Genomic DNA, 281 nt, shown 5'->3' with positions numbered 1-281 from the left:
CTGGCAATGTAGTTAGCGTTAAGAATCGCGACCTGACTTGCCTGCTTCAGGCCTTCTGCGCCCATCATGCGGATGTACATCCAGCTGATTGGCAGGATAGAGGCACTACCGAACGGCGCCGCAGAAACCGCGCCCTGACGGGTTAACATGCCTTCGATTTGCACCACGCTATGGCCCGGTACGAACGGTGCCAGATGCGCTTTCACGCCGATCGGTCCCATGCCTGGGCCACCGCCGCCGTGCGGAATGCAGAAAGTTTTATGCAGGTTAAGATGCGAAAC

General features: G+C 57.7%; 1 pseudogene. It reads right to left on the bottom strand.

Annotated elements, in window-relative coordinates:
- Positions 1-281, bottom strand: a pseudogene (locus J4G32_RS21450) (hypothetical protein); the annotation flags it as partial.

Source organism: Microvirga antarctica, from assembly GCF_017921815.1.
GTDB classification, from domain to species: Bacteria; Pseudomonadota; Alphaproteobacteria; order Rhizobiales; family Beijerinckiaceae; genus Microvirga; species Microvirga antarctica.
The sequence above is the reverse complement of the archived record's forward strand: the minus strand, read 5'-3'. Positions and strand labels throughout refer to the sequence as shown.